General features: G+C 62.7%; 22 protein-coding genes. 7 read left to right on the top strand and 15 right to left on the bottom strand.

Annotated elements, in window-relative coordinates:
* The 5 genes from NPX02_RS04165 to NPX02_RS21320 all read right to left on the bottom strand — a co-directional run.
* A partial coding sequence (locus NPX02_RS04165; RefSeq protein WP_335342509.1) for a hypothetical protein occupies positions 1–190 on the bottom strand: 190 nt, incomplete at its 3' end.
* A gap of 827 nt (positions 191–1,017) precedes the next feature.
* Positions 1,018–1,263 (bottom strand): EF-hand domain-containing protein, encoded by a 246-nt coding sequence (locus tag NPX02_RS04160; RefSeq protein WP_260292020.1) that lies wholly within the window; start codon positions 1,261–1,263, stop codon positions 1,018–1,020.
* A gap of 522 nt (positions 1,264–1,785) precedes the next feature.
* Positions 1,786–3,180, bottom strand: coding sequence for a sigma 54-interacting transcriptional regulator (locus NPX02_RS04155; RefSeq protein WP_260292019.1), 1,395 nt, complete (start codon positions 3,178–3,180; stop codon positions 1,786–1,788).
* On the bottom strand, positions 3,167–3,712 hold the full coding sequence (locus NPX02_RS04150; protein WP_260292016.1) for a hypothetical protein: 546 nt from the start codon (positions 3,710–3,712) through the stop codon (positions 3,167–3,169). Before NPX02_RS04150 ends, NPX02_RS04155 begins: the two co-directional genes overlap by 14 nt.
* The gene (locus NPX02_RS21320; protein WP_305792743.1) at positions 3,709–5,235 is read right to left on the bottom strand and encodes a sensor histidine kinase; all 1,527 of its coding nucleotides are present in this window, start codon (positions 5,233–5,235) and stop codon (positions 3,709–3,711) included. Before NPX02_RS21320 ends, NPX02_RS04150 begins: the two co-directional genes overlap by 4 nt.
* A 252-nt stretch (positions 5,236–5,487) precedes the next feature.
* Between NPX02_RS21320 and NPX02_RS04140 the strand changes: the two genes are divergently transcribed.
* The gene (locus NPX02_RS04140) at positions 5,488–5,838 is read left to right on the top strand and encodes a BON domain-containing protein (protein ID WP_260292012.1); all 351 of its coding nucleotides are present in this window, start codon (positions 5,488–5,490) and stop codon (positions 5,836–5,838) included.
* Positions 5,839–5,902: 64 nt separating this feature from the next.
* The gene (locus NPX02_RS04135) at positions 5,903–6,433 is read left to right on the top strand and encodes a hypothetical protein (RefSeq protein WP_260292009.1); all 531 of its coding nucleotides are present in this window, start codon (positions 5,903–5,905) and stop codon (positions 6,431–6,433) included.
* 19 nt (positions 6,434–6,452) lie between these two features.
* On the opposite strand, the gene NPX02_RS04130 is transcribed toward NPX02_RS04135, so the two are convergent.
* The 3 genes from NPX02_RS04130 to NPX02_RS04120 all read right to left on the bottom strand — a co-directional run bounded on the left by NPX02_RS04130 (position 6,453) and on the right by NPX02_RS04120 (position 9,246).
* Positions 6,453–7,055: a DUF938 domain-containing protein gene (locus NPX02_RS04130; protein WP_335342508.1), complete on the bottom strand. Its 603-nt coding sequence runs from the start codon at positions 7,053–7,055 to the stop codon at positions 6,453–6,455.
* On the bottom strand, positions 7,052–8,167 hold the full coding sequence (locus tag NPX02_RS04125) for a GNAT family N-acetyltransferase (protein WP_260292007.1): 1,116 nt from the start codon (positions 8,165–8,167) through the stop codon (positions 7,052–7,054). Before NPX02_RS04125 ends, NPX02_RS04130 begins: the two co-directional genes overlap by 4 nt.
* A 404-nt stretch (positions 8,168–8,571) precedes the next feature.
* Positions 8,572–9,246, bottom strand: a complete 675-nt coding sequence (locus NPX02_RS04120) for a glutathione S-transferase family protein (protein ID WP_260292006.1) — start codon at positions 9,244–9,246, stop codon at positions 8,572–8,574.
* A gap of 136 nt (positions 9,247–9,382) precedes the next feature.
* Between NPX02_RS04120 and aroG the strand changes: the two genes are divergently transcribed.
* Positions 9,383–10,441 carry a 3-deoxy-7-phosphoheptulonate synthase AroG gene (gene aroG, locus NPX02_RS04115; protein ID WP_260292004.1) on the top strand — a complete coding sequence of 353 codons (1,059 nt, stop codon included), beginning with the start codon at positions 9,383–9,385 and terminating at the stop codon, positions 10,439–10,441.
* A 79-nt stretch (positions 10,442–10,520) separates the two neighbouring features.
* Here the strand turns inward: aroG and NPX02_RS04110 are convergent, their stop codons facing one another.
* Both NPX02_RS04110 and NPX02_RS04105 read right to left on the bottom strand, forming a co-directional pair.
* Positions 10,521–10,964, bottom strand: a complete 444-nt coding sequence (locus NPX02_RS04110) for a tetratricopeptide repeat protein (protein WP_260292003.1) — start codon at positions 10,962–10,964, stop codon at positions 10,521–10,523.
* 257 nt (positions 10,965–11,221) lie between these two features.
* On the bottom strand, positions 11,222–12,055 hold the full coding sequence (locus tag NPX02_RS04105) for an inositol monophosphatase family protein (RefSeq protein WP_260292001.1): 834 nt from the start codon (positions 12,053–12,055) through the stop codon (positions 11,222–11,224).
* Positions 12,056–12,198: 143 nt separating this feature from the next.
* Here NPX02_RS04105 and NPX02_RS04100 point away from each other — a divergent pair, with 143 nt between their 5' ends.
* The gene (locus NPX02_RS04100; RefSeq protein WP_260291998.1) at positions 12,199–14,202 is read left to right on the top strand and encodes a transglycosylase SLT domain-containing protein; all 2,004 of its coding nucleotides are present in this window, start codon (positions 12,199–12,201) and stop codon (positions 14,200–14,202) included.
* Positions 14,203–14,356: 154 nt separating this feature from the next.
* On the opposite strand, the gene NPX02_RS04095 is transcribed toward NPX02_RS04100, so the two are convergent.
* Complete coding sequence (locus NPX02_RS04095) at positions 14,357–16,801, bottom strand: hypothetical protein (RefSeq protein ID WP_260291997.1); 2,445 nt, start codon at positions 16,799–16,801, stop codon at positions 14,357–14,359.
* A gap of 32 nt (positions 16,802–16,833) precedes the next feature.
* Positions 16,834–17,280 (bottom strand): sigma D regulator, encoded by a 447-nt coding sequence (locus tag NPX02_RS04090; protein WP_260291996.1) that lies wholly within the window; start codon positions 17,278–17,280, stop codon positions 16,834–16,836.
* A gap of 146 nt (positions 17,281–17,426) precedes the next feature.
* On the opposite strand from NPX02_RS04090, the gene NPX02_RS04085 reads away from it, so the two are divergent.
* A complete protein-coding gene (locus NPX02_RS04085) occupies positions 17,427–17,939 on the top strand; it encodes a hypothetical protein (RefSeq protein WP_260291995.1) in 513 nt (170 codons plus the stop codon).
* Between the two features lie 6 nt (positions 17,940–17,945).
* Here NPX02_RS04085 and NPX02_RS04080 read toward each other — a convergent pair whose 3' ends face one another.
* Positions 17,946–18,992, bottom strand: a complete 1,047-nt coding sequence (locus NPX02_RS04080) for an aminopeptidase (RefSeq protein ID WP_260291994.1) — start codon at positions 18,990–18,992, stop codon at positions 17,946–17,948.
* A 78-nt stretch (positions 18,993–19,070) separates the two neighbouring features.
* Here NPX02_RS04080 and NPX02_RS04075 point away from each other — a divergent pair, with 78 nt between their 5' ends.
* Entirely contained in the window at positions 19,071–20,288 is a 1,218-nt protein-coding gene (locus tag NPX02_RS04075) for a multifunctional CCA addition/repair protein (protein WP_260292023.1), read from the top strand.
* 109 nt (positions 20,289–20,397) lie between these two features.
* Positions 20,398–21,924 carry a serine/threonine-protein kinase gene (locus NPX02_RS04070; RefSeq protein ID WP_260291993.1) on the top strand — a complete coding sequence of 509 codons (1,527 nt, stop codon included), beginning with the start codon at positions 20,398–20,400 and terminating at the stop codon, positions 21,922–21,924.
* A gap of 311 nt (positions 21,925–22,235) precedes the next feature.
* On the opposite strand, the gene NPX02_RS04065 is transcribed toward NPX02_RS04070, so the two are convergent.
* A complete protein-coding gene (locus NPX02_RS04065) occupies positions 22,236–24,545 on the bottom strand; it encodes a methyl-accepting chemotaxis protein (protein WP_260291992.1) in 2,310 nt (769 codons plus the stop codon).
* Positions 24,546–24,813: 268 nt separating this feature from the next.
* The gene (locus NPX02_RS04060) at positions 24,814–25,998 is read right to left on the bottom strand and encodes a BaiN/RdsA family NAD(P)/FAD-dependent oxidoreductase (protein WP_260291989.1); all 1,185 of its coding nucleotides are present in this window, start codon (positions 25,996–25,998) and stop codon (positions 24,814–24,816) included.
* Between the last annotated feature and the right edge of the window lie 52 nt (positions 25,999–26,050).

Raw genomic sequence — 26,050 nt, 5'->3', positions numbered from 1 at the left:
GGTTGGTTGGTTGGTTGGTTGGTTGGTTGGTTGGTTGGTTGGTCAAGGATAAGCCGATCGGCCCCGCCCCTTGCAGGCGCAATTCGACTGGTTGCGGGAGATCGGCAGGGTTGTGTTCAACACCCTCACCCAGATAGCCGACGAGATACAACAGGGGAACCGTGAGCAACACGCCCAAGGACTTCAGCAACCGACCGGAGTCTATCTTCCGCTCCCGGCTGGCACCCGCCCAGGTCCGGGCGGCAGTTATAATTTTGCTGATCCTGGCCAATTTCCCTGCAAACACCGATTATTGTGCGGGCCAAGGTCCATCTATTTATCCCTTCAGCCCTTATTTTTATTGGGGAATTGTGCCCACCCGTAACCGGCCTGTCAAACCAAGAGGGTGTCGAGGGAGATGTGTCGGCGTTCCAGAGCTGCCGGAGCTGTTCCTATCCCTGACCCGCTGAACCACCGTACCGGGATGTGTTGCGTAGGTGTCGGAGTCAAGCCGCGCGCGGCCGGGGGCTTGTCGCACGCTTGCTTCCTACCGGCTTGACTCCGACACCTGAGGTTACCCGCTGAGCCACCGTGAGCGGACGTTCGAGAGGGGTCGGTAAAAAATCATTATTCTCGCCAAGACGCCAAGAACGTAAAGATCAACGGAAGGAATTGGTTTTTCTTGGCGTGCTTGGCGCCTTGGCGAGAGTCCATTTGCCATCTGTCTTCTGGCGTAGGTGTCGGAGTCAAACCGTGCACTCCCGGGAGGACCGATTCCACGACCGGGGTCGGTTTGACTCCGACACCTGGTAATCTTATGGCCGGGAACGGCTTGGGCAGGCGCTGAGAAAGGGGCCGAATTCGAGGAGACAAGCCATCGCGTGAGGCCGACAAGGCAGGCCAATCACCGCATGAGTAGTTACCTCTAGGAACAAAAAAAACCGGACCTCGACGGGAGCTACCCGAGCGGGGTCCGGCTTACGGCGTAACCGTCACCACAGGAGGGAGTACTGCCCTGTGCTGCGCATCCGGAATGGATCAGTTAGCCGGGGCCTTGGTCTCAACCGCCACGAAGCTGGCGAATTCCGCCGGATCGAGCTGGCCGTCGCGATTGACATCCAGCGCGTCCCACTGCTCGATCAGACCCGGTATGGCTTTCGCCTCTTCCTGGCTCAGGGAACCGTTGTTATCGGTATCCAGCGCAACATCGGTCTGGCTCTCGGCAGCAATCACGGCAGCGGCGGCCAGGGCGGCAAACAGGGCAGTCATAATTTTCTTAGTCATAGAAACTCCGTTCGAATAATGATTGTTAGCTTGACTGACTGTCAGGAGCCTGCCGGACTTAGCGCCGATCTCCTGCACAATTACCCGACAGGCTCCTGGATACACTCAGCTGATCCCAGACAGTGCAAACACGATGCCATGTTTTATATTTGCATATAAAACAATCAGTTAGATATATATCGAGGAGACATAACGGGAGCTGTCCCAGGAATCTGTCGCCGGCCGGCAACAGGAAAAATGGCTGCGGTTCCAAGTGCCTGAAATCCCACCAGACTCGTTGTTGCCAAACGACGACAGACTCAAATGGCACTTACTTAAGCCAAGAACCACCGTCATCCCGGCGCAGACCGGAGGAGTGGTGCAGGGATGCACCGTTTACGGACCTAAGGAAGGCATCCAGACTGCTCAATGGTGGCGGTATTCCTGGATTCCGGCCTGCGCCGGAATGACGAAAATCCTGCAATTCGCCTAAAGTAAGTGCCATTCGCGACAGACTTCAAGTTTCGTCAGTTGAACGCGGAATCAATCCGCCGGTGAATCCGGCTTGAACTGGGCCGGCTCCAGGTGATGACGCTTGAGCAGCTTGTAGAACTCGGTGCGGTTGCGTTTGGCCAGCCGCGCCGCCTGGCTGACATTGCCGTTGACCCGCTGCAGCAGTTCCACCAGGTAATCCCGCTCAAACTGCTCGCGCGCCTCCTGGAAGCCCGGCATCAGCGACGCCTTCTCCCGGAGCGCCTTCTCCACCTGCATCACCGTGATGATCGGGGTGGTGGAGAGCGCGGTAAGTTGTTCCACCACATTCTGTAGCTGGCGCACATTGCCCGGCCAGTCATACTGTACCAGGGCATCCAGGGCCTCGGCTGAAAACCCCTTGACCCGGCTGGCGTAACGGGGACTGAGGCGAGTCAGAAAGTGGTTGGCCAGCAACGGGATATCCTCGCGCCGTTCACTCAGGGAGGGCAGACGCAGGGTCACCACATTGAGCCGGTAATAGAGGTCCTGGCGAAACTTACCCTCCTCCACCAACGCCTCCAGGTCATGATGGCTGGCCGAGATGATGCGCACGTCCACCGGGATATCCTGATTCGCGCCCACCGGGCGGATGCGCTGCTCCTGCAGGGCGCGCAGCAATTTCACCTGGAACATCGGCGGCATGTCGCCGATCTCATCCAGAAACAGGGTGCCGCTATCGGCACTGCGGAACAGACCATCGCGGGACGAGACGGCGCCACTGAAGGCGCCCCGCACATGCCCGAACAGTTCCGATTCCAGCAGCTCCCCGGGGATGGCGCTGCAGTTGACCGCCACGAAGGGCGCCGCCTGGCGCGGGCTGACACGATGCACGGCGCGGGCGATCAGCTCCTTGCCGGTGCCGCTCTCACCATGAATAAACAGACTGGCATCCCCCTGGGCAACCCGCTGCACCTCCAGCAACAGCTGCTCCATGGCCTGGCTGCGGGTGATGATCTCGGCCCGCCAAGCCTCTTCCTCCGCCCCTTCGGCATCACCCTGTGGGCAGCCGCCCAGGCGCAAAGCCTGCTCCACCTGGGCAATCAGCTCCTTGCTGTCGAAAGGCTTGGTGATGAAGCCGAACACCCCCTGACGGGTGGCGGCCACCGCCTCGGCGATGGTGCCATGGGCGGTGAGTATGATCACCGGCAACAGCGGATACTGCTGCTGCAGATAACGGAACAGGGCCAGACCGTCCATCTCCCCCATGCGCAGATCCGTCACTACCAGGTGAGGCTTGAACCGGGATACCAGTGCGACCGCCTGCTCGCCACTGTCCGCGGACTCAACCGACAGCCCGATCGCCGTCAGGCGCAGGGAGAGCAACCGCAACAGGCTCGGATCATCGTCAACCAGCAGTACCCGCTGATTCTGTGACCGGACGTTTTGTGCATTACTCTTTTTCATCAAGCCGCTTATTGATACTGGTCTCGATACGTTTCAGGTCGCGTAGCTGGTTCTCCAGCAGGCGCCGGGACTCGGTCAGCTGCACGATCCTGCCCTTAAGCTTGCGCTGTTCCGCTATCGCCTCCTGCAGCTGTTGCCGCTGCAGCTGCTGGCGCCGTAACAGGTTGATCTGATAATAGGCCAGCCAGCCCTCTTCGGGTGAGATGTCGCGTTGGCCCAGCACCCGGTTGATCAGGGCGATCGCCTCTTCAGGTGCTCCGCACCCTTCGACCTGGGTGATGGCGGTGGCCAGGTACCAGCCGGTCCAGATGTCTCCCTGCGGCTCCAGTGCCTGCCGCAACTCCTCACAGAGCGCCAGCTGGTCCCGGGTCGAATGGGCCTGGAAACGGGAGGAGAAATCGAACAGACCCTGCAGCCCCTCTCCCGCCGGGGCCACCACAGGCGGCGCCTGCGAACGGTCATCGCCACGGCTCAGTGGCTGCTGGCAACCGGACAACAGCACCAGTATACAGACCCATAGAATACGCTTCATTGGGTCACCTCCGGCAGCTGCTCCTGGACCCGCGGCAACTCCAGCCTGATGCGGGCCCCGGTGTATTCACCCGCCACCGGTAACAGGGAGATCCTGCCGTGATGCCGCTGGATGGTGTCATTCACCAGCGCCAGGCCGAGCCCGGAACCTTTGACACCGGAACGGCTGCTGCCTTTTCCCTGATAAAACTCCTGGAATACAAAGGGCTGATCTTCCGCGGATATCCCTTCGCCCTGATCTTCTATCAGCAGGCAGGCGAAACCCTGCTGCACCGACAGGGAGAGGCGGATCCGCCCGCCATCCGGGGAAAACTTGATTGCATTGCTCAACAGATTACCCAACATCATCCTGATCGCCTCCCGGTCGCCCTGTATGGAGAGGGGGACCAATTCATCCATTATCACCAAGCGCTTGCTCCTGACCAGCAGACGGTAGTCCGCCAGTACCTTCCTGAGCAGCAGCGCCAGATCGAACTCACTCGATTCCGCCAGGGTGTCCCGGTTGGCCAGGCGCTGATACTCCAGCAGGTTTTCCACCAGGCCATTCAGCTGCAGCGCGCTGATGGTCATCAACTGGACTATTTCCCGCTGCTCCTGGTTCAGTTCGCCCACCACCTGATCCGCCAGCAGGTCGGCACCCTCGCGCAGGGTGGCCAGCGGGGTCTTCAGTTCATGGGAAATATTGCGGATAAACCGCTGTTTTTCTCCTTCGAGCGCCATCAACCGCTGGCGCATCCAGTCCAGGTGCCGCCCCAGGTCTACCAGATCACGCGGCCCGTGGATTACGATGGGGCGGTCAAACCGCCCGGCTCCCAGTTCGCTGATCACCCGTTCGATACGCCGGATCGGACGGGTCAGCAGATAGACGAACAGCAGGCCCAGAATCAATGCCAGCGGCACTGCCAGCGCCGCCCACAACAGCATGGCACGGCGCACCCGGTCCGCCTCCCGGGCCAGCGCCTCCGCCTCGACCCCCACCTGCCTGCCGCCGGTCTGCAACAGCGCGCGCGCCTGCAGCGTCAGGGTCACATAACCCTGCAGATCCTCCTCCGTCAGCTCGACTTCACTGCGATTGAGTCGGCTCTGAATGTGCTGATACAACTGCTCTTCGGCCGCCACCAGCCCCTCCAGCGGGACGCGCAGCTCATCCGCCAGATCATAGAACCGCAATCCCTGGCCTACCGAAATAAAGGTATTGTGATGCTGCCGATAGACCGACAGCAGCTCCGGGTCCTTGAGTACCTGATATTGACGGATGCTACGCTCCATGGAGACCAGGCGCTCCAGCAGCGTGCGGCCGCCTTCATTGGCCCTGACCGTCTGGAACAGCGCCTGCTGGCTCTGCTCCGTATACTTACTCATCGACAACAGTCCCGAAATCAGCGCCATCACCAGCGGCAGGGTCACCAACAGGAAACCGATCAGCGACCAGTGATAGAGCGACCCGTGATAGAGCGACCTGGTGGAAATACGCCTCTCCGCCGCCGAGACGGGGTCGGATGCCATCGACTCAGCGTCCGTCATCACATTGGCTCATTTCCACAACTGAGTGGTCGCGTGTCTGAATGGTGCAGCGCATTCAAAGGAACTCCCTGTCATCCCCGCCGCCTGGGTTATACACCCGGTAAAATCGCGGCAGCATAGGGAATAATCAACAGTCTGAGTATAGAGCAGTTCGCAGAACCGACTATTGCCGGGACCGGTGAATCAGAGTAGATATGAAATTGCGAGCCTGTTCACTATCCGTAGCACCGGCGCATGGGGTAAAACAGTGGCATGAATAGAAGTATAACGCTTTTACTGGGGGTGGTCGGGTTCGCGCTGATACTTGCGCTGGCCGTCTATCACGGTTCCGGGAAGATTGAACGGGACCTGACGCAGCGGGGGGAATCTGTCTTGTCGGAGAAGCACCTGGCCTGGGTAAGAGTGGAGGCCAAGGGGCGCAACCTGAGGCTAAGGGGCGAGGCGCCTTCGGAGCAGGAGGCCGCCCTGGCGGTACAGTTGATGCAGGCGCTGGACGGGGTCAACCGGGTGATTGATGAGTTCGCCATGCTGTCCACCACAGATGCCCCCACGGACAAACCGACCAGCGGCGACCCCTGGTCCTCCAACATCAAAGAACGTTGATGCCGGGATAGGGTAGAATCGGGACAGGCGGCAACACCGCCCGACAAGGCCAAGGGGCAGAACGATGGGTTACCTTTTTTTTCAGATTCTCATATGGATACTGCTGGCGTTCGGCCTGGGCGGTATCGTCGGCTGGCTGCTGCGCGGCTTCACCCACACCTTTCAGGACGATGAAAAAGGCGATGACGACACCATCGGGCGGGGCGACGACCACATCATGGTGGCCCTGCTCCGTTCGGAACTGAATGACTATAAGAGACGGCTGCGTGCCCTGGAATCGGCCACCGAAGCAACCCGGCCCGGCGATGAAAAACCGAAGCGGGAGATCTCCGACGAGTGGCGGCCGGTCCCCCAGTCGGCGCCGAAAGGGCAGGCGGACGACCTCAAGAAGGTACGCGGCATAGGCCCGAAGATCGAGCAGACCCTGAACGATCTGGGCATCTTCCATTATGACCAGATCGCCGGCCTGAACCGGGAAAATATCCTCTGGCTGAACAACCACCTGCACTTCCCCGGCCGCATCGAACGGGAGCAGTGGGTGGAACAGACCCGGGTACTGGCGAAACGGCGCGTCGGTCAAGCGAAGAGGGCCTGACCTCCCGTCCCCCGCGGCCCTACCGCCGCCGCCAGCAGAGGATGCGGTTGTTGGCCGGCATCGGGTAATCGTTCAGCAATGCCATGCCGGCCGCGACGGCCAGACGCTCCAGCGCCTCGAAGTCCCGCACCCCCATCCCGGGATCCCGCCCCTTCAGCCAGCCGTCGAAGCGGGCGTTACTGTCGCTGGTGAAGCGTCCCTGGTAGTTGAATGGTCCGTAGAGGACAAACAGGCCTCCAGTCTGGAGCAGCCGGCCGACCCCGGCAAACATCGCCTCCACCTCGGGCCAGTGCATGATATGCGCGGTATTGGCGGAAAACACCGCGTCCACATCCAGCGCCGGCCACTCCGAGCGGGCCACATCCAGCGGCAGCGGGGCACGCACATTAGGCAGTGCCGCCTCCTCCAGCCAGAGGCGGATGCCGGCATGATATTCGGCACAGTCACTGGTGTACCAGGTGAGATGCGGCAGGGCGGCGGCAAAATAGACGGCGTGCTGACCGGTGCCGCTGCCGATCTCCAGGACCCGCTGGCGATCGTCGAACAGCGGCCGGATCACCGACAGGATCGGCTCGCGGTTCTGATCGCAGGATTCGGCATAGGGCTTGGTGGTCATGGTCATCCCGGCACCGCCTCACGGTAGGGTATTGATGGCTGCAACTGCTCCAGATAATTGGCGATTGCCGCCTGTTCATGTTCGGTATAGCGGGCGATCGGTTCGCGGAACCCGTCGTCCCGGATCCAGTGACTGGAGCGGGTCAGGGTGGGGACGAATCCCCGCGAGAGCTTGTGTTCCCCCTGGGCGCCCGGTTCGAAACAGCCCAGCCCCTGCTCGATGCAGTGCTCGATACCTTGGTAGTAGCAGGCCTCGAAATGGAGTCCGTCTACCCGGCGGTCAGTCCCCCAATGGCGGCCATAGAGGGTACTGTCACTCTGATACATCAGCGAACCGGCGATGCACTCCCCCGCCCGGTCGGCCAGCACCAGCAGCACCCGCTCCGGCAACCGGTCGGCAACCTCACGGAAGAAGCCGTAGTTGAAAGTGGCCGTGCCCCACTTCTCGCTGAAGGTCTTGTTGTAGAAATGGGTGAACTGCCGCCAGTCGGCGTCGCTGGCGGTGCGGCCGTTCAAGCGCCGCAGGGTGACCCCGGCATCCACCACCCGCTTGCGCTCCTGGCGGATGTTCTTGCGCTTCTTCGCCACCAGGGTGGCGAGAAACTGGTCGAAATCCCGGTAGTTGTGGTTGTGCCAGTGGAACTGCACATCGTGCCGGGTCAGCAGCCCCTTGCCGGCGAGGAACTCAAACCCATCCGTGCTTGGGAACAGGCAGTGAAAACTGCTGGCCCCAATGCGCTCGGCCAGCTGCAGTGCCGTCTCCAGCAGCACCGGGTAGAGTTGTGCCTCCTCGCCGGGCAACGCCAGCAGGCGCTGTCCCGAGGCGGGGGTGTAGGGGACCGCCGAGACCAGTTTGGGGAAGTAGGCCAGTCCGGCCCGGTGATAGGCGTCGGCCCAGGCGTTGTCGAACACGAACTCGCCGTAGGAGTTGTACTTTTCGTAGAGCGGCATGGCGGCTACCAGGACACCGTCGCGATAGACGGCAATGTGCCGGGGCAACCAGCCGAAGCGTTCGCCGACACAGCCGTGCCGCTCCATGGCGTCGAGAAACTCATGGCGAAGCAACGGATTGTTGTCCCGCACCAGCCCGTTCCACGCGCCGGCGGGGATTTCACTCATGCTGCTGTGAATCGCTATCTGCAACCTGACCACTTCCAACTCTGCTGCCTGATATCAGTACTCTGTCAGGGTGATATTGACTAGTTCAGCGCCCCTGTGGTGTTTTGCCGCAAGGCGCGTCGTGCAGGCAATGGCCCGGTCCTTGTCAAACGACGCAACGCGGCGGCGGGACACCACAGGGGCGCCCTTCGGGTTGGCCTGTCCGCGCCCCTGGCCGTGTTGCGGCTCTTGCAAAGGACCGGGCCATTAGCTGCGAGCCGCGCCTTGCCAGGAACGCGGACAGGCCAACTGAATACGTCAATATCACCCTGACAGAGTACCAGCAATATAGCAGGCGCGCGGCCACCTAAATACCGGTGATTACTGATGGATATCCTGGAGTTACCCGGGGCCGACCTCTCCGCTCAGAACGGCACGCTCGGCCAGTCCGCCTCGTCCTCCTCGATCACCGCCTCCTCTTCGGCGGCGTCCTTCACCCAGCGCCGCATCGCCGGGTCGTCGTACAGCGCACGGGCATACAGCGTGGAGACCGGGTCCAGCGGGATCTCGTAGCTCAACAGCCGCATCACCACCGGCGCGTACATGCAGTCGGCGACACCAAAACGGCCGAACAGCCAGGGTCCGGCACTACCGTAACGCTCGCGGCAGAAGTTCCACAGTCCGAATACCCGGTCGATATCCCGCTGCGCCTCCGGACCCGGTTGGAACCCGGGAAAGCGCCGCCGGCAGTTCATCGGCAACTCGTCGCGCAGGGCGAAGAAGCTGGAGTGCATCTCGGCGCACACCGAACGGGCCACCGCCCGGGCCGACGGCTCATGCGGCCAGCCCCGGGCCTCGGGGAAGCGCTCCGCCAGATACTCCAGGATCGCCAGCGAATCCCATACCTCCAGGTCGTCATCGATCAGCACCGGCACCTTGTTGTCGGAGAAGTGCATCGCCAGGTCCCGCTCCATGCTGTCGGTGAACAGCCTGACCTTCCTGGTCTGGAAGGGGATGCCGTGATGGGCGAGGAAAAACCAGGGCCGCAGGGACCAGGAGGAGTAGTTCTGATTGCCGATCACCAGTGTCAATCCCGCCATGAGCCGCCTCGTTCAGTCGATGAGTTGTTCAGACAGCATAGCCAAGTTGCCGGGCGATGTCCCGGGGACAGCTGTTTCCAGAGGGAAATACACTATACAATTGAGCGCTTACCATTTTTTGACAAGAGTAGAAATCATGCGCCACGAAACCGACGACCTTCGCATCGAAGCCATCAAGGAGCTGGTAGCCCCGGCTGAACTGCTGGCCGAATTCCCCGTTACCGATGCGATTGCCGACACGGTGTTCAACGCGCGCCGGCAGATCCACCGCATCCTCCACGACGAGGACGACCGGCTGCTGGCCATCGTCGGCCCCTGCTCGGTGCATGACCCGGCGGCGGCCCGCGACTACGCGGCCCGGCTGAACAAGCTACGCGAGGAACTGGCGGACGACCTGCTGATCGTGATGCGGGTCTATTTCGAGAAGCCCCGCACTACCGTCGGTTGGAAGGGGCTGATCAACGATCCGGACCTCGACGGTACCTTCCATATCAACAAGGGGCTGAAACTGGCCCGCCAGCTGCTGCTGGATATCAACAGTCTAGGGCTACCCGCCGGGACCGAGTTCCTCGACCTGATCAGCCCCCAGTACATCGCCGACCTGGTGAGCTGGGGCGCCATCGGCGCCCGCACCACCGAGAGCCAGGGACACCGGGAGCTGGCCTCCGGTCTCTCCTGTCCGGTTGGTTTCAAGAACGGCACCAACGGCACCCTGCGCATCGCCCTCGACGCGATCCGCGCCGCCTCCCAGCCGCACTGTTTCCTGTCGGTGACCAAGGAGCGCCACTCCGCCATCTTCACCACCCGGGGCAACGAGGATTGCCATGTGATCCTGCGCGGCGGCGCCCGTCCCAATTACGACACCGAAAGCATCAATATCGCCGCCGAGGAGATGGAACAGTCCGGCTTCAAGCCACGCGTAATGATCGATTTCAGCCACGCCAACTCGCGCAAGCGGCACCAGAAACAGATCGATGTGGGACACGACGTAGCCGGCCAGATCGCCCGCGGCGACCGGCGCATCAACGGCGTCATGATCGAGAGCTTCCTGGAGGCCGGACGCCAGGACTGGCGCCCGGACGAGGAACTGGTCTACGGCCAGAGCATCACCGACGCCTGCATCAGCTGGGAGGACACCGAGCCGCTGCTGCGTACCCTGGCCGAGGCGGTACGCCAGCGCCGCACGCGCGGCTGAGTCAATCCCCGAGGGGATCCCAGGGCGAATTTCGGGTCGCGGCGCCGGTCTGACGGCCGGACGCCGCGGGCCGCGCTGGCTATTTCTCGTCGAAACCGGCGGCGTGGTACCAGCGCCGGGCCTCTTGCGGGTCCTGCGCCACCCCTTCGCCCGTTTCATACATCATCGCCAGGGTGGTCTGGGAGCCGACCAGCCCCTGCTCGGCCGCGCGTTTGAACCACTCCACCGCCTTGGCGCCATTCTTCTCCACGCACTCGCCCTCCATGTACATGAAACCCAGGCCATGCTGGGCCAGTGCCAGACCACTCTCGGCCGCCGCCTTCATATACTTGAAGGCCATCAGCTGATTGACCACCATACCCAGCCCGTTCTGGGCCATGATGGCCATCCGGTACTGGGCCTCGGGATTGCCGTCTTCGGCCAGGCCGGACAGCAACTTGGCGGCACTGGCGAAATGCTTCGACTCAAAGGCGGCTACGCCGCTGCCCAGCTCCATATCCAGTTGTTGATCATTACTGCTCATGTTTTACCTCCGGTTGATTCCGACTTCCGCCGTGCGCAACGGCTGGGTCGATAGTTGTTCTATTGCTTCAAATACGGCTGCTGGTTGGTCCTACCCGATCGTTGCAAAAATCGACCTGTGGAGCGGCGCCTCGCCGCGAAATCGGTCCGGGGGCGGGCCTCCTACAGGGTGCAATGCTGGACTCCACCAACAGTGCATTCCAGGAAACCATGCAACATGTCTATTTCATCACGGCACCAGAATATGACAACGTAGAATTAACCGCCCGCTTCCAGCGGAAACCCCGCCTGCCGCAGCCACTCCCGCCAGAGGCCAAACAGGTGTGCATCCACCGCCCCCAGGGCCGGTTGTACCGCCAGTCCGAGGCGTTCCTGTTGCCTGGCCCCCTGGCTGAAGATACCGCCCGCCTCGGCAAAGATCAGCCGACCGGCGGCGTAATCCCACAGCTTTTGGCCGCCATGCAGATTGAGATGGGCACGCCCTGCCGCCAGCCAGCACCACTCCAGCGCGATAGCGCCGAAACAGCGCTGCGAACGGTAAGGCGGATGGTTCGACAGCTGGATCGCCAGCCCCGGCGTGAGCCGCTTGAAATCGACAATGGCGATGCACTCTTTCAGGGTGCCCGGGCCCTGATGCAGGCGCAACGGTTCATCATTGAGCCAGGCGCCCCGCCCCAGCTCGGCGCGGTAGCACTCGTGGCGCAGCGGATCGTAAACGATCCCCAGCACCGCCCGTCCCTCCACCACCAGGGCCAGGGAGAGGGCAAAATAGGGCAGCCCCGCGGAGTAGTTGGTGGTGCCGTCCAGCGGATCCACGCACCAGTAGCGGTCCCGCGCCGCCAGCGCCTGCTGCTGCTGCGGCGTCATCTCCTCCCCCATCAGCGGGATCTCCGGCCAACTGACGGCCAGCTGTTCGACCAGTCGATTCTGTACCGCCAGATCGGCATCGGTCACCAGGGTGCCGTCGCTCTTGCGGGAGACGTCCGGATTGCGATAGCGCGAGAGTACCTCGGCCTCGGCGATCTCGATCAGGAGATGCTGCAGTTGCCGGCTGTCGGGCCATGCGGAGCTATTTACGGATGCGGTGGTCATTGTTCTATCATCCCGGAATAGCGGCTACCGGGCAATCCGCTGCGTCCGTGCAATTCAGAGGGTTTTCCCTCTTGCGCCTGGCGCCGCCCCCTCCTAAGCTTTCCCCATGCCCCCGAAAACGCAAGCCATGGAGTCACGAGCCATTGAGTCACAAGGAAGTGGCGCGGTCACCTAACACCAGTCTCATCCGTCGCCTGGCGTGGCTGTTCGCCCTGCTGCCGACCCTGTGCCTTTCGGCCCCGGAGCTGTCAGCCCCGGAACTGGAGCGGCAGCGTAGCGGGTTCCTTGCCGCGGAACGCCTGCTCGCGGCGGGGGATCTGCAGCAGTACGCCGCGATCCGCTCCACCCTGCGGACCTACCCGCTGTTCCCCTACCTGGAGTATCAGGCGCTGCAACAGCAACTCTCCAGCCTCGACAGTCCCCGGGTGGAGGCGTTCATCACCCGTTATGCCGACACCCCGCTGGCCCCGCGCATGCGCAGCCTCTGGCTCAAGGAGCTGGCCGGGCGGAAGCAGTGGTGGACCTACCTGGCCTTCTTCCAGCCCGGGCTGGGAACGATCCACCAGTGCCACTACCTGACCGCCCTGCTGGAGACCGGCAAGCGGCAACAGGCACTGGATCAGGCGAAAGCGATCTGGCTCTCGCCCCGTTCCCGGCCGGAGGCCTGTGACCGGATTCTGCAGACCTGGATCGATGCCGGCAAGCTCACCCCGGCGCTGGCCTGGCAGCGGCTCGAACTCGCCATGCGGGCCTCGGAAGGGCGGTTCAGCCGCTATCTGCAGCGCTACCTCAGCCCGCAACAGCAGGCCTGGCTGCGGACCTGGCGGGAACTGCAGCGGGATCCGCAACAACTCGCCACGGCCGTTCCCCAACTGGCGGAAAGCCCCGCCCGCAACCTTATCCTGCTGGACGGATTCAAGCGCCTGGTCGGCCGGGACATCGACAGTGCCATCCGGATCTGGCCGCGATTGCAGGAGCAGATCCCCTTCAGCGCAGCGGATCGCTACAGCGGCCAACGCGCGCTGTTGCTGGGGATGATACGCGACGACCATCCCGACAGCCTGACCCGACTGCGCGCCTTCACCCCATCGGCAGATGACAATCAGCTGCGTGAAACGCGTCTCCGCTACGCCCTGAAACGACGTGCCTGGCCGCAACTGCTGAGCTGGATTGGCGAACTGCCCGACGAACTCAGGAACTCCGACCGCTGGCGCTACTGGCAGGCACGGGCATTGGCGGAAACCGCCAGTACCGCCGAGGCCGATGTCCGCTTTGCCGCGTTGGCCAAGGAGCGCAGCTATCACGGTTTCCTTGCCGCGGATCGCCTGGGCCAGCCCTACCGCTACGACCCGACCCCGCTGGAGCTGCAGCCGTCCGCCATCATTCGGCTGGCACAGCGGCCGGCGCTGTTGCGGGCCCGCGAGCTGTTTCAGCTGGGCCGCTTCCTCGATGCCCGGCGCGAGTGGTATGCCAGTGTGCGCAACATGAAACCTCTCGACCTGCAGCGGGTCGCCAAACTGGCCCAGTCCTGGGGCTGGCACGACCAGGCGATCTTCACCCTGGCCCGCACCGGTTACTGGGACGACCTGGAGCTGCGCTTTCCCCTGGAGCATCAGACCCTGGTGACGGAAACATCCGTGGCAGCCGATCTGAACAACTCCTGGATCTTTGCCGTGATCCGGCAGGAGAGCGCCTTCTCCAGCGATGCCCAGTCACCCGCCGGAGCCCGCGGACTGATGCAGCTGATGCCGGCGACCGCACGCTTTATCGCCCGCAAGGAGAAACTGAAAAAGCCCGGTCTGGGTCAATTGCTGCGGCCGGAGGTGAACATCGCCCTGGGTACCGCCTATCTCAGCCATGTCTACCGGCGCCTGGGGGAGCATCAGGTGCTGGCCACGGCAGCCTACAACGCCGGCCCGCGCAATGTGCTGAGCTGGCTGCCGGACACCACCCTGCCCGCCGACATCTGGGTGGAGTTGATCCCCTTCCAAGAGACCCGGCGCTACACCGAGCGGGTGCTGAGTTATGCGGCAATCTACGACCAGCGCCTGCAGCAGCCGCTACAGCGGCTGTCGGCACGGATGTCACCGGTGCGGCCGAAGGACCAGCTGGTAGCCAACGATACGTCGGGCGGCGGGGGATCCTAGTACTACTTCAATTTGACAAAGTACTTTGTAGGGTGAGGAGTGGTACCAACCCCCAGGTGTCGGAGTCAAACCAGCCGCCCGCCGTGCGATCAGGTCACCCGACCGAGCCTGGTTTGACTCCGACACCTCACCTGCCACGCCGACCGGCAATCGATCAGTGGAACAGGCCAGGCCTTGGCCGATCCTCTTCAGCGGTCGCGGGGGTGTCAGGGAGCGTATGGCGCCGCCGGGTGGTCTGCTCGATGGCATAGGCGATCAGCTCCGGATCCCTGATCACCTCATAATAAAAACCGCCATCCACTGCCTCCAGCCCCGCCTGCTCGCCGTCCCAGACGGTGACCACCCCCTCGCGGATAACCAGGGCGTGCATGTTCCCCTCCAGATCCGGGTAGCGGCCCACCAGCAGATGGTCGTTCAGCGCCCGCCGGCCCACCTCCAGCACGATGCGGCGGAACGACAGCTCTGACTTCAGCTTGTAATAGGCCGGCTCGTCCAGTTCGATGCCGTTCACGTTATAGCGGATCAGCTTGTCGGAACTCTCCTTGTTGACGGTCTCGCTGGCCGCTGGCGCCATCACCATCACCCCGCACCCCAGGCCCCCGCCGTATGCGGAGCGCCGCACCGCCGCCGAGCAGGAGGAGAGCTGATCCGCACGGTTGATGGCAGGCGAGATCATGATTTCGTGCCCCTCGTCGTACAGAAACGCGGGAGCCTCCTCGCTGAAGGCGATACCCAGGCCCAGCTCCAGCTCCGGCAGTTCGTTCTGGCGATTCTTGACATTCTGGGTATCCACCACCTGGAGGATCTTGTTTGCCAGACCGCAGGCGTGGGAGACGCAGAGCCACTGATAGGGGGTATCCTCGTATTCGAAAATGCTCAGGATCACCGCATCCCCCTCGATAAACACCTTTTTCGCCCCAAAGCTCTCCAACAGCTTGTTGATTGGCTCAAAAAAATTGAGGCTGAAGTGGGAGGCAGGATTGAGATTGCGGTTGCGCAATTCACTGGTGATGGCGGTAGAACCACGCACGTCCGCCTTGAGGATGACGTGATTGCGGATACGGTGCTGCTCCGGCTTCAGCTCCCTGCGTAGCGGGAATTCCAGCAGACTGCCGTTACGCCGTGACAGCTCGATATCCTCCGGACGCACCAGCAGATGGATGCGGCGCATGGCGACGTGCGCCTGGTAGGCCTGTTTCAGGTCACGCCGGAACAACGCGAAGTGGCGCAGAAAACTGAACACCCGGCGGCGCCGTCGCGGTCCCGGCATGCTCTTGATGATCGACAGCATTCGCTCCAGCACCTTCACCACCTGGACCGGCACCGCCTTGTTCTGCAGGCTGTTCAGCTTGCGCTGCAGCTCCCGCCTGGTCATGCGCCCGGCCAGGTACTGGCAGATCAGGCGGACCGGCACCTGCCGGTTCAGCTCCTGATAGACGGCGGGTGCGGCGTGGCAGGCCAGCAGATCGCGCTCGATACGGCTGCCGTGAAATGCCTTCAATATCTGTTTCATCAGCCGATGGTGAAACCCGGGCCATTTGTCGTTGGGCCAGGTTGTTTGCAGCAGCGGGACAACATGGTCGGTGCGGATGCCACCGCTGTGTCTGGCCGAATAGACAATGCGGTCGATATTCTCCGGAATATCCAGCCAGGAGCAGTTGCCGCTCTCGTACTCCGCCGGTTGTAGCGATCGTTTCAGCAGCATCAGGATTTCGCCATAACCCACCAGCCCGTCCTGTTCCCCCTGACTGCGCCGGGCGCTGGTCTGGATATCGCTGCAGGTGGAATCGAACGGATCCAGCGGCTCAGTACCCCAGCACCAGGAGGGGAGGAAATCGGCAAACAGCCCGGTGACCAGACGGTTGACCCGGTCGAAGGCATCCGGGTCCTCCCGGTCCGTGCAGACCAGGGGATAGTGGCCCATCACCTGTTCGTCGGCCCACAACGAGGGGAGTTGCAGCATCGGGTTGAACAGCAGCGGCTTGGGTATCGGCCAAGAGAGGCCCAGCACCGATTTGCGCAGCTTGCCGAGGCGCATGTTCTCTATCTTCAGCAGCTCGCGAAACAGCCGGCGGGTGATCCGATAGCGAATCGCCGGCTCGTTCCTGGCCAGCAGCACCAACCGGTCATGCAGCTGCACCGAACGGCCGCTGGACTGATGGCTGTCCAACCCCTTGGCACGCTGCACCTGGCTGCGCAGGCGGTCATACTCCTGCCCCACCAGGCCGAGCAGGAACTTCACCACGCTGAACTGCAGCAGCTGTACCATCTCCAGGCGGTTGTGTTTCCTGGCCCGGTCGACCGTCAGTTCCATCAGGCCGGCATAGCCCTCGCGCAGGGCCTGGAGATCCTTGTTATCCGGTGGCGGCGGTGGTTCGCCCCAGTAATTTTCGGTCACGTCGTGCATCATGGAGCGACGCACAAACAGCCGGCAGCGGTCCATGAACTCCTGACTCAGGGCGACATCGATCCGGTTGTTGTCGATGCCGGTCGGCAGGCGGTCGAACAGCAGCTTGAACGGTTTCTTCGACTGCAGGGGAGCAGTGAACTCTTCCGCATCCGGACGCCAGTGTATCAGGCTGTCGAACAGGCTGACCACGCCGCCTCCTCAGCTCTGCCGCGGCAATCGGGTCATCGCAGCAGGGCCTTGACCAGTCTGTCTTCGAGTTCGATCCGGCTGGCCAGGTCCTCACCCAGAATGGAGAGGTCCTTGGTCAGGTTGTCCAGGGGCTGCCGGTGATCGCTCAGGTCGTACTTGTCATTGAACGCCACCACCAGCTCCGTCACCTCGGCGATTTTCGCATAAGCCGCGTCCGCCACCCTGACCACCTCGCCGCGGCGCTCCTCGCCGGAAGTGATGCGATCGAACACTTCGAAGTGACCGAACGCAACATAATCAATCAACAGCTGGCAGAAGTCCCGCAACAGCTGCTTTTCCGGCTTGTCCGGACTGAAGGAGTCGATGCCCGCCAGTTGGCAATAGAGCACCAGCATCTGCTGGCGTTCGTCCAGCCACTTCTCCACCATATCCTTGGTTCGGATGCGGCGCTCGTGTCCGCCATCATACTGTGTCGCCACCATTTTCCGGCCTTCGATATCTGTTTCCGCCAAAAGTCCGCTTAAGATAAACACCATTTCGCGCAACAGGCAAGTTTCACCATGGGACGGGGGGCTTTTCTGATAGACTGGGTGGTGCCCAGGGGGATGTAGAGAGGGGGACCGAAGTGCGTACAATCCGGCTATTCCGGCTGCTGATTCTGCTGACGCTGCTGCCGCAGACAGCGACCGCGCTCGACTATCCCAACCGCTATAACCGCATGGCCGAGACCCTGTTCGACATGATGGACGCCTTCTCCTCAGCCTATCAGAAACGTCTGCACGAGCGGGCACGGGACGCTGCCGGGTATCCGGGCGGCATCCCCGGCTACGGACCCTATCCGGGCGCCCCCTATCCCTACCGCGCCCCGGCCCGGCCATCCCAGGGGGCCATGCTCAACGGCAGCTGGCAGGGCGAGAGCGGTGAGATACTGGTGATCCAGGACGGTCTGTTCAGGATCTATCTGCAGCGGGACAATTTCCGTGATGGGCGCCTGACCCAGGTGGAACCCCGACTGATCCTCATGCAGGACCTGGAGAGCGGCCAGGTGCGGCCCTATGAATTCGCCGAATCGGAGGGACGTCTGCTGCTGCGTGATCCGGCCGGCAACCTGTTGCGCTATATCCGGGTTGGCTGGTAGTTCCATTCACTCCGCGGCGGGCTGGAGTAACTGCCGCATCCGCTGTTCACGTTCGTTGGCGGGCAGCTGCCCCAATTGGCGGCTGGCTGCATAGAAGGCGGGCAGGTCCCCGTCGGACTGCGCCAGCAGCCGCCGGAACGCCGGCACCCAGGCCTCGTAGGTGGCGATGCTGACCAGGTGGGCGTTGTTCAGGTCACGGTCGAACCAGCCGTCAAAACCGGCGTATCCGCCCCACTCCCGCTTCAACAGCGCATAGCGCTCTCGCAGCTGCCGGAACAGGGCCGCCTTGCGCTGCCCCATGCGCAGCTCGTCCAGCGGTTGGCGGTAGAGCGTCTCCAGCTCCCCGCGCAGCGCGAGCAGCAGATCGACAAACTGCTGCTCCCGTTGCTGTGTCACCTGCCATTGCGCGAAGCTCAGGCCGTTCCGGCTGGCGAGCCAGCGTTCGATGCCCGCCTCCGCCACCAGGCTGGCGAACGCCTCGTTGAAGGCGCTGTCATGCTTCACGTAGAGCTGCTGATGGGCCAGTTCATGGAAGATCAGACCGGCGATTCGCGCCTCCGGCCAGTCGATGACGGTACTGGGCAGGGGATCGTCAAACCAGCCCAGGGTCGAATAGGCCGGTACCGGCTCCACCGCCACATCCAGCCCCTGGGCCTGCAATTCGCCGGCGTACGCCCGGGCACGCTCTTGGGAGAAATAGCCACGATAGCTGGCACAGCCGACAATCGGATAGCACCACTGCCTGGGCCGCACGGAAAACCGCCCGGCCGCCACCACACTCCACACCACCGCCTCCCGATCCAGCGCCGCATAGCTGCGGTAGCTGCCGTTGTCCGGCAGCGCCAGTGCCGCGCTGGCGAAGTGGCGTATCTCGCCGACCTGGCGTAACTTCCGCTTCAGCGGTTCGGGGGTTTGCGGGTCGCGCAGCAGCTCGGGAATGGGTTGCCGCTGTCCCATCAGTTGCAGATGTCCGCCGATGGAATGGCTATAATAGCTCAGTGTACTGCAGCCCTGCAGGAGCCCCAGGAGTGAAACCCGGATTAAAGGAAGCATCAGGCGATACCGCCGGCGGGACCGGGCGATCATAGTGCGGAGCGAGGTTTCAGCATAGTCATCATGAGCGATTCTAGCATGCACACTTACCTGGTCGGCGGCGCGGTGCGGGATCAACTGCTCGGTGTGCCGATCGGCGACCGTGACTGGCTGGTCACCGGGGTCACCGCGGAGCAGCTGCTGGCCCGGGGTTATCGCAAGGTGGGACGGGATTTCCCGGTATTTCTCCACCCGAAGAGTGCCGAGGAGTACGCCCTGCCGCGTGGCGGGGCCGACGACGGCAGCGAACAGGCGCAGGTGTGTAATGACCTGATCCAGCGGGACCTCACCATCAACGCCATTGCCCTGGCGGCGGACGGCAGTTATATCGACCCGCTGGACGGCCGTCGCGACCTGCGGGAGCGGCGACTGCGCCACACCCCTACGTTCAGGAACGACCCGATCCGGGTATTGCGGCTGGCGCGCTTCGCCGCCCGCCTCGGCCCGCTCGGCTTCCGCGTGGCGCAGCCGACCCGGCAACTGGTCCGGCAGATGGTCCAGGCCGGTGAACTGGACAATCTGGTGCCCGAGCGGGTCTGGTCCGAGATCGTGCGGGCGCTGCAGGGTACCGATCCGGTGACCTTTTTCGAAACCCTGCGCGAGCTGGGGGCACTGCGCGTCATCCTCCCGGAACTGGACCGGCTGTTCGGCGTCCCCCAGCCGGAACGGCATCATCCGGAGATCGATACCGGCGTGCACAGCCTGATGGTGCTGCGCCAGGCGTGCAACCTCAGTCGGGAACCGGAAATCCGGCTGGCCGCGCTGCTGCATGACCTCGGCAAGGGCACCACGCCCCGCGCAGACTGGCCCAGTCATCACGGACACGAGCAGCGGAGCGCGCGGCTGGCGGAGCGGGTGTGCGAGCGCCTGCGCGCGCCCAACCGCTATCGTGAGCTGTGTCGCCTGGTGGCCGAATACCACAGCCACTGCCACCGGGCATTCGAGCTGAAACCGGCCACCCTGCTGCGCACCCTGCAGCAGCTGGACGCCTTGCGCCGCGCCACCCGGCTGGATCAGTTTCTGCTGGCCTGTGAAGCCGACTCCCGGGGACGCCAGGGATTTGAACGGCGACCCTATCCCCAGGCCGAATTCTTCCGGGCGGCGCGGCAGGCCGCCGCCGCCGTGGACACCCGTCGGCTGGCAAAGGGCGCCGACGACCAAAAAATGATCCCCGATATCATTTTCCAGGCCCGGAGCCGGGCCATCGCGGCGGTGAAAAAGCGCTGGGAGGAGCAGGAGATTTTAACTATTACGTGAAACAGTGCTCAATTTTCAGGGGCGCCGGACGACACACTTAGCGGTATCCACTTTTTTCTGGGCGTCGGGACAGACCGGCCCCGCCAGTTTTGTCCACACGGGACCGGAAATGAACCATGGCCTGAGCCTGCAGATCAACGTCCCCGGCTATCGTATCGAGCGCATCCTCGGCAAGGGCGGCATGGCGACGGTCTACCTGGCCACCCAGATGTCGCTGGGCAGGCCGGTGGCACTCAAGGTACTGCACGACCCCGAGACACCCCAGTTCTTCGAACGTTTTTTCAATGAGGGGCGTTGCATCGCCCGCCTCAACCACAGCAATCTGATCGCCATCTTCGACATCGGACAAGGGGAGGGTTTCTACTATATCGCCATGGAGTACCTGCCGGGCGGCGACCTCAAGTCACGCATCGTCCAGGGCATCAAACCGGCCGCGGCGCTGAAGCTCCTCGGTCGTCTGGCCGGTTGTCTCGCCTATGTGCATGGTGAAGGGGTGGTGCACCGGGATATCAAGCCGTCGAACATCCTGTTTCGCAATGACGGCACCCCGGTGTTGACCGATTTCGGTATCGCCAAGCTGATCCAGGCCGATAACGACCTGACCGTCACCGGCACGGTGATGGGCAGCCCCCACTATCTCAGCCCGGAACTGGCCCAGGGCATCCGCCGGGTGGACGGGCGTTCCGATCTCTACAGCCTGGGCATCATTTTGTACGAGATGCTCACCGGCAGAAAACCCTACACTGCGGACAGTTTCGCCGCCACCCTGATGGCCCATATCCAGCGGCCCCTGCCGCAACTGCCGGAACCGTTTGCCGCCCTGCAGCCGCTGCTGGACAAGCTGCTGGCGAAACAACCGGAGGAACGCTTCCAGAGTGGCGCCGAACTGCTGCTGACCCTGCAGACGTTGCGTAGCCGGGTACGGCTGGGGAACCGGTCGGAGGATGAAGCGGATTCGGCAACCGGGCCATCCCCGGAAACCCGGGCGCCGGCAGCCGCCACGCCCGCGCCGCGGCCGCGTTACCGCCGCTCGCTCTATGCCGGCATGGGTCTGCTACTGCTGCTGGGCGGCTTCGGCCTCCGGCAGTTGACGGTCGGCGGTGACACCACCCCACCGACCGGCGCGGAGGGGGGTCGTGCGGTTGCGGCTGAAGAGCTGGCCGTCGTCGCACCCGCCGGAGCGATGTCCCCATCCGCCGCCCTGGAAGAGCGCACGCCGGCACCGGTAGTGGCGGCAACGGAAGAGCCGCCGGCAACCGCCGGTACGCCGCCGCAAACCGGGACCAGCGAACCAACGATCACCGCGCTGCTGCAGAAGGCGCAGACGCAACTGGCAACGGATCACCTCAGTTACCCGGCGGACGCCAGCGCCCATTACTATTACGCCGAAGTACTCAAGCAGGACCCGGATCATCCGGCGGCAAACCGTGGCCTGGACAGGATCGCCGACCGCTATGCCGAGCTGGCGCAGCGTGAGATCGACCGGGGCCGCACCCTGCGGGCCCGCCGCCATCTCACCCAGGGACTGGCGATCCGCCCCCGGCATGAACGCCTCATCCGCCTGACCAACCGGCTCAACCGGTCGGTTGCCGCGCCTTCGACCGAGGACGTATTCGACCGTCTGAATCCGGATTAGAACCGCTGATTCGTGTGTACCCCTGCTTGCGATGCCCAGGAGCCTGTCGGGTTTTTTAGGAGTAATGTCTGGGCGGGACCCTGGAGAACCACGGATTCACACAGATAAACACGGATTCAGAATCCTGGTCTCCTATCTGTGTAAATCCGTGTCCATCCGTGGTTCCTTAATCACCGGGCTGGGATAACTAAACCACTATTGAAGGCCATTTTAGAACTGCTGTACCCGAAGGGGTCGGAGTCAAGCCGCCCAAGCCGGGTGAACTGCGCCCCGGTTTTGTGCGGCTTGACTCCGACCCCTGCTTGCGACGCCTAGATCTTGAACTGCCCGACGATCCGCTGCAGCTGTCCGGCGAGATTGTTCAGCCCCTCGCTGGCCGATGCCGTCTGCTGCGCGCCGTTGGCCGTGTGCTCGCCGATCTCGTTGATCCCCACGACATTGCGGTTGATCTCCTCGGCCACCACGCTCTGCTCCTCGGCGGCGCTGGCGATCTGGTTATTCATATCGCTGATCTGGTTGATCGCATGGGTGATGGACTCCAGCACCTCGCCGGTCCTGACAGCGATATCGGTGCCCTTCCTGGCCTGGGCATTGGTCTCGTCCATCGCCTTGACCGCCTCCTTGGAGGCCGCCTGCAGGCGCTCGATCATGCCCTGGATCTCCTGGGTGGACTGCTGGGTACGGGACGCCAGGGTGCGCACCTCATCCGCCACCACGGCAAAACCGCGCCCCTGCTCGCCGGCCCGCGCCGCCTCGATGGCCGCGTTCAGGGCCAGCAGGTTGGTCTGTTCGGCAATATTGCGGATCACATCCAGCACCCCGCCGATCTCGATACTGTCCTGCTCCAGCCGGCCGATCACCCCGGCCGCCTGCTCCACGGTGGCGGAGAGATTATGGATGGTGGCGATGCTCTCATCCACCGTGCCCTTACCCTGGGTTGCTTCATTCCTGGCCTGCATGGCCGAATTGGCGGCGGACTCGGCATTCTTCGCCACCTCCTGCACCGTAGCGGCCATCTGGTTGGTGGCGGTCGCTGCCTGTTCGGTCTGCCCCTGCTGGTTACTGATCCCAAGCCGCGTCTCTTCCGATACCCGGGAGAGCTGTTCCGCCGACACCGACAGATTCTGGGTCACCCCGTTCAGCTCGCCGACCACACCCTGCATCTTGTCCAGGAAACGGTTGAACCAGCCGGCCAATTCACCCAGTTCATCCTGGCTCCGGTCATCCAGCCGGCGGGTCAGGTCACCCTCACCCTCGGCGATATCCCTGACCGCATCCACCGTTTGCTGGATCGGCCGCACGATCAGACCAGTGAAGAGCCAGCCGATCAGCGCTCCCACGACAAACACCGCGATGGAAAGCCCGATCGCCACGCCGGCGATGGTGCTTTTCAGCTCTTCGACCGAGCGGAACGCCTCTTCGGCGTTCATTTTGGCGACCACCGCCCATTTTAATCCGGGAATATGCAGCGGCCCGTAGGCCGCCAGCACATCAATCCCCCGAAAATCAGTATACAGTTTCACGCCCGACTCGCCCGCCAGGGCGGCCTCGGCCGCCGGTGACTTCAGCTGCTGGACACCGATACCCGAATGCTTGGCCTGGACCCTGGCCAGCTGCTGCGCCGACAGGCCGGTCTTGCCCAGGCGCGCCAGGTAGCCGGCCTCATCCTCTATCTGGAAACGGCTGTCGCTGCGCAATGAGTAGTCCGGTCCGACAATAACACTCTCCCCGGATTCACCCAGGCCGACATCGGCCCATTTGCGCTCATGGGTCATGATGGCGGAGAGCCTATCAACCGACAGCTGGAACACCAGGACGCCGATCCGTTTGCCCCGGGTGAACACCGGGGAGGCGACAAAGGCCGCCTGGTTTTCGTAAGAGGGGAGATAGGCGGAAAAATCGGTCATGGCAATGAAGCCGGGGTCATCCGACTCGTTGGCTTCCTTGAACACCTTACCCAGACTGGTTTCGGCAAATGGGCCGTCGATCAGGGAGGTGGCGAACTCCGGCTTCTTGGCCACCGAGTAGACCACCTCGCCGCTGTTGGCATCGACCAGGAAGATATCCTCATAGCCGAACCGCTCCTGGTAATCCTTCAGTGATCCATGAAATCTTTTATGCATCACCTCGTACAGCGAGCCGTCCTCCGGGGTGATCAGTTTGCTCTTCTCGCCCAGCGGATTCGGGTTGGCGGCGATGTAGGCGTGTTGCAGGGTGATGCCGGCGCCACTCAATTTATCCAGCCACCGGGCCGCCTCAACTGTGGCGCCACCGTTCTGTTTTCTGTACTCCTCCAGGAACGCTCCGTTGTAGTGGGCCTGCAACTCCTGACGCATCTTTTCCAGCCTGGCCGCCCCCGCTTCGCCTGCCGCCTCGACGCTGCCCTGATATAGCCGGAAGGCATTGGGCAGGGAGTTCAGCGCATCAACGATCATCCGGTTGTCGGACAGGGTGATGATCTGCGCCCGCACTACCGCAAAATAACTTTCAATCGCTTCTTGGGAACTGTTCTCGAGTGCCATCATCTGATGGTGGGCCTTGGTTTCCAGGGCCTGGCGGCCATTGTCCACGGCAATCCATCCCAGCACTGCACTCACTACCACCACGGGTATGAGCATCATTAGGCTGGCACCTACTGTCAGTTTTGTCTTGATCTTCATGTTTTAAATGTTCCCAACCGGAAATCCGGAGTGTTCGTCAGGTAATTATCGGTGTGGGAGCCAACGAATAACACAATCAACGACCGTCCCACGGCATGCCGCCATATCTTCAGCGGTCATGTAACGGGTAGCGACGGTTCCAGTTGAAACTTAAATACAATACAGCGTTGGACTAATAAATAAGCACATGAAAATATGCTTAAAAATTTCAATGCGGAGTGATGCCGGATCAGACAAACTGCCCGGCGGCATAACCTGACGACCAGGCCCACTGGAAATTGAAACCACCGAGGTGTCCGGTGACATCCATCACCTCGCCAATGAAGAACAGGCCCGGCTGACGCCGGCTCTCCATGCTCTTCGAGGAGAGTTCATCGGTATCCACGCCGCCCAGGGTCACCTCGGCGGTCCGGTAGCCCTCGGTGCCTGCCGGCTTCAGGGTCCAGCCGTTCAGCTGCGCGGCGATCCGGCGGAGCAGCTGATCCGGCATTTCCGAAACCGGCCGTTCCGACCACTCGGCCCAGTACCACGTCACCAGTTCATTTATTAGTTTCCTGGGCAACTGTTTGGCCAGGAGATTCTTCAGCAGCCCCCTGGGATGGGTCGTCTTCAGCGTCAGCAGCAGCGCTTCCGCCGCGGTATCCGGCAGCAGATCCACCACCACAGGCTCCCCCGTCCGCCAGTAGTTGGAGAGCTGCAGCACCACCGGACCGCTCAATCCCCGATGGGTGAACAGCAGCTGTTCGGTGAAGCCGTGATTGTCGGTATGCATGCGCACCGGCAGCGAGATACCGGCCAGCCGCCCGCTGGCCTCCTTCATCCGGTCGCTGAAGGTAAAGGGCACCAGGCCGGCCCGCCGGGGCAACAGATTCAGACCGAACTGCTGGGCGACGGCATAGCCGAAGCCGCTCGATCCCATGCTCGGTATCGACAGCCCGCCGGTCGCCACTACCAGGGAGTCGGCGCTGCATTCGCCCAGGCTGGTGGTCAGTCGATAGCGTTGTGCATAACCTATTTCCCGGACCTCACACCCGGTCTGCAGGGTCACCCCCGGCTGATCGCACTCCGCCAGCAGCATGTCGAGAATCTCCCGGGCGGAGCCGTCACAGAACAGTTGCCCATGATCCCGCTCGTGATAGGCGATGCCGTAACGCTCGACCAGGGCGATAAAGTCCCACTGGGTATAACGCTTCAGTGCCGATTTGCAGAAGTGGGGATTGGCGGAGACATAGTTGCCCGGCTCCACATGGCGATTGGTAAAGTTGCAGCGCCCACCGCCGGACATCAGGATTTTTTTGCCCACCTTGCGGCTATTGTCCAGCAGCAACACCCGGCGGCCGCGCCGTGCCGCCGTGGCCGCGCACATGAGACCGGCGGCACCGGCGCCGATTATGATCACATCATACTGATTCACTGCTTCGTTACCGGATGGCGATAGGGCTCAGGCGCTGGCGCCCACGCGACGC

This window comes from Sedimenticola hydrogenitrophicus (genome assembly GCF_025175675.1).
Classification (GTDB): domain Bacteria; phylum Pseudomonadota; class Gammaproteobacteria; order Chromatiales; family Chromatiaceae; genus Sedimenticola; species Sedimenticola hydrogenitrophicus.
This window is presented reverse-complemented; position numbering and strand designations above follow the sequence as displayed.

Bases quoted from the DNA above. Each gene is read 5' to 3' on its own strand.
- NPX02_RS04160 (WP_260292020.1), bottom strand. From the start codon at position 1,263: ATGACTAAGAAAATTATGACTGCCCTGTTTGCCGCCCTGGCCGCCGCT.
- NPX02_RS04155 (WP_260292019.1), bottom strand. From the start codon at position 3,180: ATGAAAAAGAGTAATGCACAAAACGTCCGGTCACAGAATCAGCGGGTA.
- NPX02_RS04150 (WP_260292016.1), bottom strand. From the start codon at position 3,712: ATGAAGCGTATTCTATGGGTCTGTATACTGGTGCTGTTGTCCGGTTGC.
- NPX02_RS21320 (WP_305792743.1), bottom strand. From the start codon at position 5,235: ATGACGGACGCTGAGTCGATGGCATCCGACCCCGTCTCGGCGGCGGAG.
- NPX02_RS04140 (WP_260292012.1), top strand. From the start codon at position 5,488: ATGAATAGAAGTATAACGCTTTTACTGGGGGTGGTCGGGTTCGCGCTG.
- NPX02_RS04135 (WP_260292009.1), top strand. From the start codon at position 5,903: ATGGGTTACCTTTTTTTTCAGATTCTCATATGGATACTGCTGGCGTTC.
- NPX02_RS04130 (WP_335342508.1), bottom strand. From the start codon at position 7,055: ATGACCATGACCACCAAGCCCTATGCCGAATCCTGCGATCAGAACCGC.
- NPX02_RS04125 (WP_260292007.1), bottom strand. From the start codon at position 8,167: ATGAGTGAAATCCCCGCCGGCGCGTGGAACGGGCTGGTGCGGGACAAC.
- NPX02_RS04120 (WP_260292006.1), bottom strand. From the start codon at position 9,246: ATGGCGGGATTGACACTGGTGATCGGCAATCAGAACTACTCCTCCTGG.
- aroG (WP_260292004.1), top strand. From the start codon at position 9,383: ATGCGCCACGAAACCGACGACCTTCGCATCGAAGCCATCAAGGAGCTG.
- NPX02_RS04110 (WP_260292003.1), bottom strand. From the start codon at position 10,964: ATGAGCAGTAATGATCAACAACTGGATATGGAGCTGGGCAGCGGCGTA.
- NPX02_RS04105 (WP_260292001.1), bottom strand. From the start codon at position 12,055: ATGACCACCGCATCCGTAAATAGCTCCGCATGGCCCGACAGCCGGCAA.
- NPX02_RS04080 (WP_260291994.1), bottom strand. From the start codon at position 18,992: ATGCTTCCTTTAATCCGGGTTTCACTCCTGGGGCTCCTGCAGGGCTGC.
- NPX02_RS04075 (WP_260292023.1), top strand. From the start codon at position 19,071: ATGCACACTTACCTGGTCGGCGGCGCGGTGCGGGATCAACTGCTCGGT.
- NPX02_RS04070 (WP_260291993.1), top strand. From the start codon at position 20,398: ATGAACCATGGCCTGAGCCTGCAGATCAACGTCCCCGGCTATCGTATC.
- NPX02_RS04065 (WP_260291992.1), bottom strand. From the start codon at position 24,545: ATGATGCTCATACCCGTGGTGGTAGTGAGTGCAGTGCTGGGATGGATT.